The following is a 13380-nucleotide window of genomic DNA, read 5'->3' as shown; positions in this document are numbered from 1 at the left end:
AACATCATCGCAGGTCTGGCGTCACAAGGATCCAAACACGGGGCACTCCCGGACGAATAGGCATGAGACTCGGAGCAATCGCCATGGCCGCATCAGGACCCGGCGCGGAGAATGCGCCGCCTCACCTGTCATTGCTTTTGCGAGGTTTCCCCATGTACACCGCCATCGGTTATGCCGCCCAGTCGGCCACCACTCCCCTCGCCCCCATGTCGTTCCAACGCCGCAGCCCGCGCGCCGATGACGTGGCCATCGAGATCCTGTACTGCGGCGTCTGCCACTCCGACATCCACCAGGCGCGCAACGAATGGGGCATTGCCGTGTACCCGCTGATGCCCGGCCACGAGATCGTCGGCAAGGTCACCGCCATTGGCGCCAACGTCACCGCGCACAAAGTCGGTGATCTGGTGGGCGTGGGCTGCATGGTCGATTCGTGCCGTCACTGCGACGCGTGCCATTCGGACCTGGAGCAATACTGCCTCGAAGGCCCGACCATGACCTACGCCACCCCGGACCGCGTCGATGGCAGCAACACCATGGGCGGCTACTCCGACAGCATCGTGGTCAGCGAACATTTCGTGGTGAAGATCCCGGCCAAGCTTGACCTGGCCAGCGCCGCGCCGATCCTGTGTGCTGGCATCACCACCTACTCGCCGCTCAAGCACTACGGCGTGAAGGCCGGCGATAAAGTCGGCGTGCTGGGCATGGGCGGCCTGGGCCATATGGGCATCAAGTTTGCCAAGGCCATGGGCGCGGAAGTGACCTTGTTCACCCGCTCGGCAAGCAAGGCCGAAGAAGGCCGTCGCCAGGGCGCCGATCACGTGATCGTGTCTACCGATGAAGCCCAGATGAAAGCCGCCGCCGGCAGCTTCGACTTCCTGCTGGACACTATCCCGGTGCAGCACGACCTGAACCCCTACCTCGACGTGCTGCGCTTTGACGGCGTACACATCCTGGTCGGCCTGATCGAGCCGGTAGACCCGCCCGTCAACGCCGCCAAGCTGGTGCTGGGCCGCAAGGTGCTGGCCGGTTCCCTGATCGGTGGCATTGCCGAAACCCAGGAAGTCCTGGATTTCTGCGCCGAGCACGGCATCACCTGCGACATCGAAATGCTCGACATCCGCCACATCAACGATGCCTACAGCCGCATGATCGCCGGCGATGTGAAGTATCGCTTTGTCATCGACATGGCGACGTTGAAGGCCTGATCAGGCCTTCGCGCCCAACTCCGCTGACAGCCGGGCTGCGACCTGTTTGACCACAGGAATCAGCTCGGCCATTTTCTCCAGCGGCATGTAGGGCACCGTACTGGCGATGCTGATGCCGGCGACAATGCGCCGGCTGGCATCGCGCACCGGAGCGGCCACGCAACGGATCGACGGTTCGTTGTCTTCCAGGTCGAACGCATAACCGCCCACCACGTATTCATGCATGCGCTGCTCGAACTGTGCCCAGGATTGCTCCGGGTGCTGCGGCCATTGCAGGCTTTTCCCACCCGCCGGCAGGCTGACTTCGTACAGCCGCTGCCACTCTGCAACCGTGTCATCCAGCAGCAAGGCCTTGCCGATCCCGGTGCGTGCCAGCGGCATGCGATGGCCGACCCGTGAGCGCATTTCCGGACCATTACGGCCGGGGTTCTTGTGCAAGTACAGTACGTCGTCGTATTCGCGGATGGCCAGGTGGATGGTGTCGCCGGTCAGCGCCGACAACTCATCCAAATAGGGGATCGCCAGAGTCACCAGCGGCAGCTCTTCCCGTGCCTGGAAACCCAGCTCGATCAACTTCGGCCCCAGCAGGTAACCGACCTGTGGCACCACCCGCAGGTAACGCTCTTCCACCAGGCAACTGGCCAGGCGGTGGGTGGTGCTGCGGGTGGTGCCGATGCGCTTGGCGATCTCTTTCAGATCCCGCGCACCGGCCGCCACCGCTTGCACCACGCCCAGGCCACGCAGCAGGGTCTGGGTGCCGGTGGGGGCGGCGTCTTTGACGGGGATGTGGGCGTTTTCCTGCATATCGGGCCTATGTGGTGGTACGAAAACGGCGAGCATTATGACCCAATCAGCGCTGCTTCATGCGGTCGATGATGACGGCCAGCAACAGGATCGAACCCCGGATCACATACTGGTAAAAGGTGTCGATGTTCTTCAGGTTCATCGCATTCTCGATGATCGCCAAAATCAGCACCCCGGCAATCACATGACGGATCATGCCGATGCCGCCGCTCAGCGACACGCCGCCCAAGACGCACGCCGAGATCACGGTCAGCTCAAAGCCCTGGCCAATCATCGGCTGGCCCGAGGTCATGCGCGAGGCGAGGATCACCCCAGCCAACGCACCGATCAAGCCGTGCACGGCAAAGATGATGATCTTGGTGCGATCAACATTTACGCCCGCCAGCAACGCCGCTTCCTGGTTACCGCCGATGGCCATGGTGTTGCGTCCGTAGGTGGTGTAGTTGAGCAGCCAGCCAAAGAACATAAAGCACAGCACAGTGATGATGATCGGCACCGGCACGCCCATCAGTTGGCCGTTGCCGAACACGAAGAAGCCTTCGTCCATCACGCCGACGGCCTTGCCGTTGGAGAAGATGTACGCCAGGCCGCGTACGATCTGCATGGTCGCCAAGGTCGCAATCAACGCGTTGATGCGCAGCTTGGCGATGACGATGCCGTTGATCAGCCCCACCACCAGGCCCATGGCCAATGCAGCGGACACGCCGAGCACCACGCTGTCGGTGTCGCGGATCACAATGCCCGCGACCACGCCGGCACAGGCAATCACCGAGCCCACCGACAAGTCGAAGTGCCCCGACGCCAGGCAGAACAGCATGGTGCACGCCGCAATACCCACGGTGGAAATCGCCAGGCCCAGCCCGCGCATGTTCAATGGCGAAAGGAAGTTATCGATAAACAACGCACTGAGCACAAAGATGCCCAACGCGGCGAGCAGCATCACCCAGTCATCGAGGAACTTGCGCTGGTTGAAACCCGGCCAGAAGCCCTTTGCAGTTTTTACCTCAGACATCATTCACCTCGAATTCTTCAAGCCCGCGAACGCGGGAGAGCCAGTTGCAACAGCCGAGCCTCGTCCGCCTGGTCGCGAGTCAGTTCGCCGGTCAGGGCGCCTTCGCTCATCACCAGGATGCGGTCGCTGATACCCATCACTTCCATCAAGTCGCTGGACACCACGATCACCGCAATACCGCTGGCGGCGAGGTTGTGGATGATCTGGTAGATCTCCGACTTGGCGCCGATGTCGATGCCACGGGTCGGTTCGTCCAACAGCAGCACCTTCATCGGCATCGACAGCCAGCGACCGAGAATGGCCTTCTGCTGGTTGCCGCCGGAGAGGTACATGATTTTCTGTTCGGCGTTGGGCGTCTTGACCTTCATCACCTTGATCTGCCGGTCGGCGTTGGTGGTTTCCCAGCCGTCGCGCAGCAGCCAGCCGAAGGTGGAATGGGCACCACGCGCGCTGATGTTGATGTTCTCGGCCACGCTGGACAGCGGAATGATGCCCTCCTTCTTGCGGTCTTCCGGGCACAGCAGCACGCCGGCGGCGATGGCGTCACGGGGTGACTGCAAGCGCAGCGTTTGCCCGCAGAGTGCCAGGCTGCCAGCGGTGCTGCGGGTCAACCCGCTGAGCAACCGAAACAGCTCCGTGCGCCCTGCCCCAACCAGTCCGAACAGACCAAGAATCTCGCCCTTGTGCACCTGCAGATTGACCGGCTCACGCAGGCCTGGGCCGAGCAAACCCTCGACCTTCAGCGCCACTTCGCCCTGTTCCCGTGGCCGGTAATCGTAGATGTCCTGGATATCGCGACCGACCATGCAAGTCACCAGTTGGTCGTGAGTCAGCGCGTTCATGTCGTCGAAAGTGCGCACATAACGGCCATCCTTGAACACCGTCACCGCGTTGCAGATGCGGAACACTTCCTCCATACGATGCGACACGTAGAGCACGACTTTGCCCTCATCCCGCAGGCGCGTGATGATCGCCATCAAGCGGTCGATCTCCCGCGCCGACAAGCTGCTGGTGGGTTCGTCGAAGGCAATCACATGGGCGCCACGGGACAACGCCTTGGCGATTTCCACCAGCTGGCGCTGACCGAGGGACAGGCGTCCGAGCTTTTCGTCCGGGTCGATTTCATCCGCCAGGCCTTTGAGGCAGGCCAACGCTTGCTTGCGTAACTGGCTGCGGTTGACGACCCCGAAACGCGTCGGCAAATGCCCAAGGAACAGGTTCTCGGCGACGGTCATTTCCGGCACCAGGTGCAGCTCCTGGTGGATCACCGCCACACCGCTGGCAATGCTGTCGGCGGCCGACTTGAAGTCCATGGTCTGCTCGCCGATCTGCAGCGAACCACTGCTCGGCAAGTAAGCACCACCAAGGATCTTCAGCAGCGTCGACTTGCCCGCGCCGTTCTCGCCCATCAGTGCATGTACCTCGCGCGGCCGCGCTTCAAAGCTGATCTGCGCCAGGGCTTTCACACCGGGAAATTCCTTGCCGATGCCGTTGAAGCGCAAGGCCGCGCCGGTCATTTCCACAGCCCGATTTTGCTCAACTCTTCCTTGAAGTTGGCGCGGGTGATCAGGGTCACGTTGTCCAACGCGGTGAACTTGGCAGGCTCGGTGCCCTTGGTGACCCACTCGAACATGGCGCTGGCGGTTTTGTAGCCGGAGGCGTCAGGGCTCAGCAGCATTGAGCCGTAGAAGCCGGTGTCGGTTTTCTTCAGCTCTTCAATCGCATCGGTGCCGTTGATGCCCACGCCGATCACGTTCGCCGCCTTGAAACCGGCGCTTTCGGTAGCGCGCACGCCGCCCAGTACGGTGCTGTCGTTCATGCCACCAATGATCAGGTTTTTCGCGCCGCTGGGCAGTTTCACCAGGGCCGAGTTGGTGGCGTCCATGCTGCCGGGCACGTCGAGGGTTTTCTGCGCGCTGAACAGAATGTGGTCGGCGGGCAAGCCGGCAGCCTTGAGGCCTTCGACCGAACCGTCGGTGCGTTTCTTGCCGGTTTCCAGCTCATCGAAGGTGTTGATGACGGCGTAGGTTTCCTTCCAATCCCAGTTGCGATGCTTGGCTTCGGCGGCCATGGCTTCGCCTTGTTTCTGGCCGATCTTGTAGGCATCCAGGCCGACGTAAGGCACGTCTTCCATGGGCTTGCCTTTGGCGTCGACGAAACGGTCGTCCACCGCCAACACCTTGAGGTTATTGAGCTTGGCCTTGGCCATGATCGCCGGGCCGAGGGACACGTCCGGCGGGCAGATCACGAAACCCTTGGCGCCATTGGCGGCCAGGGTATCGATGGCCGACAAGGTTTTTTCACCGTCCGGCACGGCGATCTTGATCACCGTGAAGCCTTGATCCTTGCCGGCTTTTTCGGCGAAGGCCCATTCGGTCTGGAACCAGGGTTCCTCCGCTTGCTTGACCAGGAAGCCGATCTTCACTTCTTCGGCGAGCGCCACGCTGCTGAACGCCATTGCCAGCGCCAGGGTGCCTAGAGTCTTCTTGAACATGGACCACCTCCTTCTTGTTATTGGAAAACGCTTTAGTCGTGGTACATCACAGAACGCCCGCCATCGATCATCAGGCAGGTTGCATTGATAAAAGGGGCCTCGTCAGTCGCCAGGAACAGTGCCGACATCGCCACCTCCACCGGCTGGCCGATGCGCTTGGGCGGGTGCAGGTCGAAGGCGCGCTGGCGCTCGGCGTGGGGGTCGGGAAAACCGTTCCAGTAGTCGACGTTGAGCTGGGTTTCGATGTAGCCCGGCGCAATGGCGTTCACGCGGATGCCTTTGGGTGCGTATTCGATACCAAGGGCGCGGGTCAGGCCGAGCAGGCCGTGCTTGGCCACGGGATAGGGAAAGCAGCCGGGGATGATGTGGCTGGAATGGGTGGACGCAATGTTGATGATGTTGCCGATGCCCTGCTCGATCATGTGCGGCAACACCGCGCGGCAGCCGAACCAGGCACCGTCGAGGTCGATGGCGAAGCAGCGGCGCCAGTCTTCGTCGGTCATTTCCAGCGGGTCGCGGAACACATTGACCCCGGCGCAGTTGACCAGCACATCCACCCGACCGAAGCGCTCGATGGCCCGGTTGACCAGCGCCTGCCATTGATCTTTTGAGGTGATGTCGACGGCCTGCGCGTAAATGTCGGCGCCGCGCTCACGCCAGTAGGCGGCGACCTTCTCGACCTTTTCGCCCTGGATATCCGCAATGATCAACCGCGCCTGCTGCGCCTGAAAACACGCGACGATCGCCTCGCCAATGCCTTGGGCGGCGCCGGTGATGATCACCACTTTGCCTTTGAGCCGCTCGCCGTAGGTAGGCTCGGGCACGGCGGGGAGTGACAAGGGTTGTGCCTGCATCGCTTCACCTGTTTTATTTTTGGTAGTGAGTGCTGATGCAGCCGACTATAAACCCATCATTTGAAATATCTCAATATATAAATTTGCATCCCACATAGTGAGCATAAAAACAAAAAAACCGGCGAATCGTCGCCGGTTATTTGTAGGGCCTTCTCCGTCAGCCGAGGGCAAAGTCGCGCAGTGCGTCGCCTTCCATGCGGTAGCGCACCCACTCTTCCTGGGGCTGGGCGCCGATGGACTTGTAGAAGGCAATCGCCGGTTCGTTCCAGTCCAGCACGCTCCACTCGAAGCGCCCGCAACCGTTATCGAAGGCGATCTTCGCCAAGTGGCGCAGCAGCTTCTTGCCCGCCCCGCCACCGCGCTGTTCCGGGTTGATGTAAAGGTCTTCCAGGTACAGGCAGTTGCTGCCCAACCAGGTGGAATAGCTGAAGAAGAACACCGCAAAACCAATCGGCAAGCCGTCGCGCAAGCAGATCAGGCCATGGGCGGTGGCGCCCTCGCTGAACAGGCTGCGCTCGATGTCCACCACGCTGGCGATCACTTCGTGCCGGGCTTTTTCGTACTCGGCAAGCTCGGTAATAAACGTCAGGATCTGCGCAGCATCGCTGGGCACGGCGGGGCGAATCTCGATGGTCATGGGCGAGCCTTGGCAATTTCAAAGCACACATACTAAGGCGCTTTCGTGACGGATTGCAGTGCAATTTCACGACGTGCCCTTACTCCGCCCACAGGTAACGCTGGCACCAGCAACCCCACAACAATCGGCCAAGAGGTGCATGGTAAAACGTCCGGCATAACTCCAATGACTTCCAGGCCATCCCATGCATTCCAAATCTGCAGTGAGCACGCCGTTGTTCGCCCTGTTTTGCCTCGCCAGTTTTCTGTTGTCGCTGTCTTACGGCTCGACCTTTCTGTTGTCGTTGCTGATTCATACGCGCGGCGGCAACGAGCACGATGCAGGCAGTGTGATCTCCATGGCAATGCTCAGCACCTTTGTGGCGGTGGTGGTCTCCGGGCATTTAGCTGATGCGCTGGGCGCGGCGCGGGCGATTGCGGGAATGGGCCTGCTGTTGGTGGTGGCGTGCCTGGGTTTTGCCCTGATGCCTGGATTCGGCCAGGGCTTGATGGGGTTTGGCCTGGCGCTTGGGCTCGGTTGGGGAGTGTTCTATACCTTGGGGCCGATCATCGTGGCCCTGCTGGTAGAACCGCAACAGCGGGCCAAGTACTTTGCGTTATTGTCCGGCAGCATGATGAGCGGGATCGGGGCCGGCCCCTTGCTTGGGCGCGCGGCGAGCGCGTTGGGGCTGCCGCTGACCAGCGCGTTCTACATCGCTGCCTGCGCCAGCCTTGTCGGTGTGGTGATGTTCTGGCGACTGGGTGCCCATCTCAAGCAAGACGTAGCAGTGGCAAAAATCTCCTGGCGTGCCACGCGCCAGGTGCTGTCATCAAAAGCTGTGTTCGCGATCATCATGGTCGGCCTGGGCGGTTGTGTGTTCGGCGGGTTGTCCTCGTTCCAGACCAGCTACGCAGCGGCGCATTCGTTGGACTATTCGCTGTTCTTTCTGGGTTTCCTGAGCGCGGCGATTAGCAGCCGTTTGTTGATTGCAGGGCTTGTCGTCAAGCGTGATGCCTATCGCTCGGCGTGCGTACTCTCGGGGCTGATGCTGGTGTCGGTGTTGATGTTCGGCTTCACGGTGTCGGGGACCTTCAGCTACCTGCTCGCCGCCATCACCTTGGGCGTGGGTTATGGACTGACGTACTCGGTGATCAACGGGCTGGTGGCCAATGAAGCCCCCGCTGGCACCACGTCCCAAGCGTTGCTGCTGTTCAGCCTCGGGTACTTCGTCGGGGTGTTCGGGTTCCCGATGCTGGCGGGGCGGATCATCGTCGAGTATGGCCTGCAATCGTTGCTGCTGAGTGTGACGGCCGTGGCGTTGCTCAATTGGTTGATCAGCCTCGCGAGACTGATCTGGCGGCGGGCCTCGTCACACAAAATCTTACAGGTGAGCTAAGACCGTTCGTCGCCACCCAGGCACGAACACCAAGGCCGGGCTGACCAATAGAGGGTAAGGACATTAATCATATGGAGACACCCTCATGAAAAATTCCAAGTTTGCTGCCCTCGCCCTCACAGGCCTGTTGTCTGCTGCGTCGCTGAGCGCCTTTGCCGCCAGCTCGACCACCGGGCCAACCGATCCAACGCCGAATGCCACCACTGAGTCGCAGAAATCCATGGGTACCGGCATGGACACCAACGGTGGCGCGGTCATCCAGCCCGGCGCCGACCCGCGCACCCAGGGCAATGACACCCAACGCCAAGCGCCTGCTGCCGTCGGCAACGGCAAAATGGGCCCGGCGATCAACCAGCCCAATATCAACAAGGGCGATGATTCCAACGTCCCGGGGGCGCCGAAACAACCCGCGCCTTGATCCATCGAACGCAACACGAACACCCGATCATTTCCCAGTGAAGAGGTACGCATGAACGTCGATAGAAACCTTGAGAAAGAAGTCCTCACCCGCCTGCTGCACGCTCATCCGCAAGGACTGGGCAAGGAGGTGCTGGATAATTACCGCGGCGAAAAAGAGGTGGCCAGTGTCTTGGCGTTCCTGCAGGACCGTGGGTTGATCAAGGATGGGCATGTGACCACTGACGCGGCCGGTGAGTACGCGTTGAATCTGCCGATCAAGCTGACGGCGTCCGGGGTGGATGAGGCGCGTAAGTTGGAATCTGAGACTCACTAGCAGCCTAAATGCAAAACCCAATAATGTGGGAGCGGGCTTGCTCGCTCCCACAGTTTTGTCCGCGTTCAGCCAGCTAATAAAGCATCCACTTCGGCGGTGCCTGGGGAGGTCGCCGGGCCCCAGCGCGTTACGGCGAGCGCAGCTGCTGCATTTGCACGACGTGCCGCTTGAGACGGCGTCAGGCCGTCCGCCAACCCCGCAATAAACACCCCCGCATGCGCATCCCCCGCGCCATTGCTGTCCACCGCCTTTACCTTGAACCCCGGCACATGCTGCGCCTGGCCATTGCGGCTGACCCAGCAACCATTCGGTCCATCCCGCACCACCAGCAAGGCATCCACGGGCAGGTGACGATTGAGATCGGCCAGCGCATCCGCCACCGTACCCGCTCCGGTGAATGCCAGGGCTTCGGGCCCATTGCTGGTCCAGATATCGATACGCGGTAGCAACGCCACCATCAGCGCGGAATCCGGCGCCTTGACCAACGGGCCCGGATCGAACACCACGGTGATCGCTCGCGGCAGCGCCAGCAGCCAGTCGAGCAATGCCTGCGCCTTGCCTTCCAGCAACAGGCTATAGCCGCTGACATACACGTAATCGTCCGGTTGCGGGACCACGCGCGCCAGGTCCTCGGCACTCAAGTCACCTTCAGCGCCGAGATGGGAAATAAAGGTGCGCTCGGTGGTGGCTTCGGTCAGCGAGACACACAAACCCGTGTCTTTATCGGTGCTGGCCGCCTGGGCCATTTCCACCCCTTCGGCCTGCATCGCCGCACGGGCCAGGTCACCAAAGCGCCCATTGCCATGACGGCCGAGGTAAACCACCGGCAACCCATTGCGCCGCGCGGCCGCCATCACATTGAAGCCCCCTCCGGCCTCAAAGCTGGCCGATTGCGCCAGCACGTCGCCGCCGGTGGCGGGCAAGGTATCGAGGGCCATGACCAGGTCGACGATGACCTGGCCTGTGTGCAGCAATCTAGACATTAGGACGCTCTACCAAAGCCGGGCGACGGTCAGCTGCGCCACCCAGTACTGCATAAATCCCGCCGGCCACCACGAAGGTGACAATCCAGCCCAGACCATTGTGGCCCAGCCAGGAGTCGGACAAAGGCCCGGCGAACCAGATGTTTTCGGCCGTGGTACCGATGGTGGTGAAGCTGAAGCCCAGCACGATCGCCACCGCCCAGGCGCCGAACGCACGCCATTCCACACCGCCGCGATACCAGTAGGCGCTGCTTGGGCTCACGTCCAGCAGGTCCTTGGGGCTGTAGTAGTGACGGTGGATCAGGTCGACCACGAAGATGCCGACCCACGCCGTAATCGGCACGGCCAGCAACGAGATGAAGGTGATGAACGGGCCGTAGAAGCTGTCGGCGATCAACATGAAGTAGATCGAGCCGGCGAAGATCGCCACGATGTCGACGATCACTGCATGCACGCGCTTGACCTTCAGCCCCAGCGTCAGCGTGGTCAGGCCCGCCGAGTACACCGACAGGTTGTTGGACAACAGCAGGCCACCAAACGCGGTGATCAGGTACGGCACCGCCATCCAGGTCGGCAGCATGTCGCGGATCGCGACGATCGGGTCGGTGGCTGAGGCCAGGTCGTTGTTGCCCACCGACAGCAGGCCGCCGAGGGTGATCAGCAACACCAGTGGAATGCCCGCGCCAAACGCGGCCGAGGCCACCAGGCGCACAGCCGTGACGCTGCGATGTTGGTAGCGCGACATGTCGGCACCGGCATTCGCCCAACCGATCCCCGTACCGGCAGCCATGGTACCGACGCCGATGATCATCGCGCTCAACGGTGCCGGGGTCGCGTTGAACACCGCGCTCCAATCGATGGTGGCGCAGAGGAAGCCGCCCACCAGGATATTCAAGGCGCCGAAGACGTAGGTGGCCCACTTCTGAATCACCAGCAAAGTGGCGTGGCCCAAGCCGGAAACCGACAGGGTCAGCAGCACGAAGATCGCGATAAAGATCAGGGTCAGCACCGGCGCGCTTTTCGCCTCCACCGGCGAACCGAACAGGATCGAGCACAACGACAGCAGCACAAAGGCGGCCGTTGTGGTGTTGACCGTTTCCCAGCCCAGGCGCGACATCAGCGACACCAGCGTCGGCCCGATATTGCCACGCACACCGAAGATGGCGCGGGACAGCGTCAGGCTCGGCGCACGTCCACGACGACCGGCGATGGAGATGATGCCCACCACCGCGAACGAACCGGCAGCGCCGAGGATCGCGACGATAATCGCCTGCCAGATCGCCAGGCCGCGAAACGCCACCAACGTGGCGCCGAGCGGTAAGCCGAGGATGCTGATGTTGGCGGCGAACCACACCCAGAACAGTTGCAGCGGGTGCCCGTTGCACTCGCCTTCAGGGACCGGTTCGATGCCGCGTGTTTCCAATTGCCCGGCACTTTGGCCGGAAGAGGTGCTGCTCATGAGGGGGTGCTCCTGGTGCCTGTATTGTTGTGGTTGTGGCAGGGGTACAAAGCGAATCGTGTTCCGGTCGTCCTGACTCAGCGCATTTTCAACAGCTCTTGAACCAGCGGCTGCAACTCCAGGCCATTGACCTGCTTGACCTGTTCGATCATCGCCTCAGGCCAGCACTGCAGGCCTAGGCACGCGCCCAGCATGGCGCCGAGAATGGCGGCAATGGTGTCAGTGTCGCCGCCAAGGCTGGCGGCCAGGCACAGCGCTTCGAGGGCGTTCAACTCGCCCACGGCCACTTGCTGGGCCAGGGCGAACGAGACCACCACCGACTCCTGGGACGCGACGGAGGTGCCGATCAATTCGTACAGCAAGTCGGCGAACAGAGCTTTGTCGCCGCTGCCGACGCTCAGGGTGCGCGCCCAACTGATGCGCGTGGAAATACGCCCGCCGGCAATCCAGTGACCGTGGCCTTCCGCTTGCTGGGCAATCTGGGTGCCGATGTTCAGGGCTTCGCCCAGGTCCACACCGTTGATGCCGGCCGAGACCACCGCCGCCACCGCCGCCGCGCTGGAAATCCCCAGGGTGGTGTTATGGGTGACCTGGCAGGCCTGGATCACCGCCTGGATAAACCGCGCCGGGTCGCTGACATCGGCGGCGATCCCCACCGGGGTGATGCGCATCGCAGCGCCGTTGGTGGTGCCATAACGACCGGACTCTTCCGGTGTGTGACCGGCGAGAATCATGTCGATCGCACGCTTGGTGGACGGGCCGAGCAGATCCTGCGAGCCCTTGGCGCGCATCACCGCTTCCCAGTCGATCAAGCGCTGGGCGAGCACCGTCGGCTCGATCACGCCCTGCCCTTGCACCAGCAACTCGCCCACCAGAATCGCCTGCTCGGTGTCATCGGTGATGGAACCGGCGGGCATGTTCGGCGCAATCGGCTGGTCGGCGTCGGCGTCTTCCAGGCCAGTGATGGCACCGAAACGCGCGCGGACCTGCTCGCGGCTCAAGGACTGGGTCGGCATGCCCAGGGCATCGCCCAACGCCAAGCCGTAGAAAGCGCCCAGGGCGCGAGTGTGCGGGGTCATTTCGAGTTTCCAAACTGGAGGTGCAGGCGAAAGTGCAGAGGGTCGAGCAAGCTTTCGACATGCTCCATGAAACGCTCACGGCGGTCGTAGGTGGTCCGTGAGGCCTTGAGAAACACCGTGCCCGCAGGGCGGCCGAGCAGTTCGGCGTCTTCGTCGCTGAGGGGTTCGGCGCCGATCCATTGGTCACCTTCGGCGCCGACGTAACCGTAGGCAGCCAGGGTGATGGTCAGGGAATTATCGATCAGGCCGACTTTAGGCAGGCTTTCCAGGCCGCCGGACGCGGGCATCAACGAGCGTTCCAGCGAGACCGCCGTGCCGTCGGTGGTGCGGCGACGGCGATCAAGGGCAATGAATTGGTCACTGCCGAAACGGCTGAACAGGTCGGGACGGGTCACCGCTTCCAGGCGCAGGATGTCGGTGTTCACTCGCGCCCCTGTGTCAGCCAGGGCCTGGGCCCAACCGCTGCGTTGGTCGAGCACCATGCCGTCAAAGGTGACGATGGAGCCGACGCCGCTCTGGGTCGCGATGTAGTTACGTCGCTTGAGCTCGGCGAGGGCTTCGCGCAGGGTGCCACGGCTGACGGCAAACTCTTCAGCCAATTGATGCTCGCCCGGCAGCAGGAAACCGTCGGCCATCACCCCACCCTCGATACGGCGGATGAGCTCGTCGACGACGCGTTTTTTCTTATCAAATCGAACATGTCTAATCATGTACAAATTGATAACCGAAAGCGGTCGTTTGCAGC

General features: G+C 62.0%; 14 protein-coding genes. 4 read left to right on the top strand and 10 right to left on the bottom strand.

Going from position 1 to position 13380, the window contains the following annotated elements:
- Positions 1-152: 152 nt before the first annotated feature.
- Positions 153-1205, top strand: a complete 1053-nt coding sequence (locus tag ACP7BX_RS10150) for an NAD(P)-dependent alcohol dehydrogenase (protein WP_426126280.1) — start codon at positions 153-155, stop codon at positions 1203-1205.
- On the opposite strand, the gene ACP7BX_RS10145 is transcribed toward ACP7BX_RS10150, so the two are convergent.
- The 6 genes from ACP7BX_RS10145 to ACP7BX_RS10120 form a co-directional block, all read right to left on the bottom strand.
- A complete protein-coding gene (locus tag ACP7BX_RS10145) occupies positions 1206-2009 on the bottom strand; it encodes an IclR family transcriptional regulator (RefSeq protein WP_426126278.1) in 804 nt (267 codons plus the stop codon).
- A 46-nt stretch (positions 2010-2055) separates the two neighbouring features.
- Positions 2056-3021 carry an L-arabinose ABC transporter permease AraH gene (gene araH, locus ACP7BX_RS10140; protein ID WP_426126276.1) on the bottom strand — a complete coding sequence of 322 codons (966 nt, stop codon included), beginning with the start codon at positions 3019-3021 and terminating at the stop codon, positions 2056-2058.
- A gap of 17 nt (positions 3022-3038) precedes the next feature.
- On the bottom strand, positions 3039-4538 hold the full coding sequence (gene araG / locus ACP7BX_RS10135; protein ID WP_426126274.1) for an L-arabinose ABC transporter ATP-binding protein AraG: 1500 nt from the start codon (positions 4536-4538) through the stop codon (positions 3039-3041).
- Complete coding sequence (locus ACP7BX_RS10130; protein ID WP_033901250.1) at positions 4535-5515, bottom strand: substrate-binding domain-containing protein; 981 nt, start codon at positions 5513-5515, stop codon at positions 4535-4537. The genes araG and ACP7BX_RS10130 overlap by 4 nt, the downstream gene beginning before the upstream one ends.
- 32 nt (positions 5516-5547) lie before the next feature.
- Entirely contained in the window at positions 5548-6369 is an 822-nt protein-coding gene (locus ACP7BX_RS10125) for an SDR family oxidoreductase (protein WP_426126271.1), read from the bottom strand.
- Positions 6370-6526: 157 nt separating this feature from the next.
- Entirely contained in the window at positions 6527-7006 is a 480-nt protein-coding gene (locus tag ACP7BX_RS10120; RefSeq protein WP_010208407.1) for a GNAT family N-acetyltransferase, read from the bottom strand.
- Between the two features lie 184 nt (positions 7007-7190).
- Between ACP7BX_RS10120 and ACP7BX_RS10115 the strand changes: the two genes are divergently transcribed.
- The 3 genes from ACP7BX_RS10115 (at position 7191) to ACP7BX_RS10105 (ending at position 9114) form a co-directional block, all read left to right on the top strand.
- Positions 7191-8381, top strand: coding sequence for an MFS transporter (locus ACP7BX_RS10115; RefSeq protein ID WP_426126269.1), 1191 nt, complete (start codon positions 7191-7193; stop codon positions 8379-8381).
- A gap of 85 nt (positions 8382-8466) precedes the next feature.
- Complete coding sequence (locus ACP7BX_RS10110) at positions 8467-8799, top strand: hypothetical protein (protein ID WP_061449285.1); 333 nt, start codon at positions 8467-8469, stop codon at positions 8797-8799.
- A 51-nt stretch (positions 8800-8850) separates the two neighbouring features.
- Positions 8851-9114 carry a hypothetical protein gene (locus tag ACP7BX_RS10105; protein ID WP_314532676.1) on the top strand — a complete coding sequence of 88 codons (264 nt, stop codon included), beginning with the start codon at positions 8851-8853 and terminating at the stop codon, positions 9112-9114.
- 65 nt (positions 9115-9179) lie between these two features.
- Here the strand turns inward: ACP7BX_RS10105 and ACP7BX_RS10100 are convergent, their stop codons facing one another.
- From ACP7BX_RS10100 to ACP7BX_RS10085, 4 genes are all read right to left on the bottom strand, one after another.
- The gene (locus ACP7BX_RS10100; RefSeq protein ID WP_314532673.1) at positions 9180-10097 is read right to left on the bottom strand and encodes a PfkB family carbohydrate kinase; all 918 of its coding nucleotides are present in this window, start codon (positions 10095-10097) and stop codon (positions 9180-9182) included.
- Positions 10090-11556: a purine-cytosine permease family protein gene (locus ACP7BX_RS10095; protein ID WP_033901256.1), complete on the bottom strand. Its 1467-nt coding sequence runs from the start codon at positions 11554-11556 to the stop codon at positions 10090-10092. The genes ACP7BX_RS10100 and ACP7BX_RS10095 overlap by 8 nt, the downstream gene beginning before the upstream one ends.
- A 77-nt stretch (positions 11557-11633) precedes the next feature.
- Entirely contained in the window at positions 11634-12635 is a 1002-nt protein-coding gene (locus ACP7BX_RS10090; RefSeq protein WP_177112184.1) for an ADP-ribosylglycohydrolase family protein, read from the bottom strand.
- Entirely contained in the window at positions 12632-13345 is a 714-nt protein-coding gene (locus ACP7BX_RS10085; protein ID WP_177004632.1) for a GntR family transcriptional regulator, read from the bottom strand. The genes ACP7BX_RS10090 and ACP7BX_RS10085 overlap by 4 nt, the downstream gene beginning before the upstream one ends.
- Between the last annotated feature and the right edge of the window lie 35 nt (positions 13346-13380).

The organism is Pseudomonas sp. DWP3-1-3b3 (genome assembly GCF_049896305.1).
Lineage (GTDB): Bacteria > Pseudomonadota > Gammaproteobacteria > Pseudomonadales > Pseudomonadaceae > Aquipseudomonas > Aquipseudomonas azotoformans_A.
Note: the sequence above shows the minus strand (reverse complement) of the source record. Positions and strands in the feature narration are given on the sequence as shown.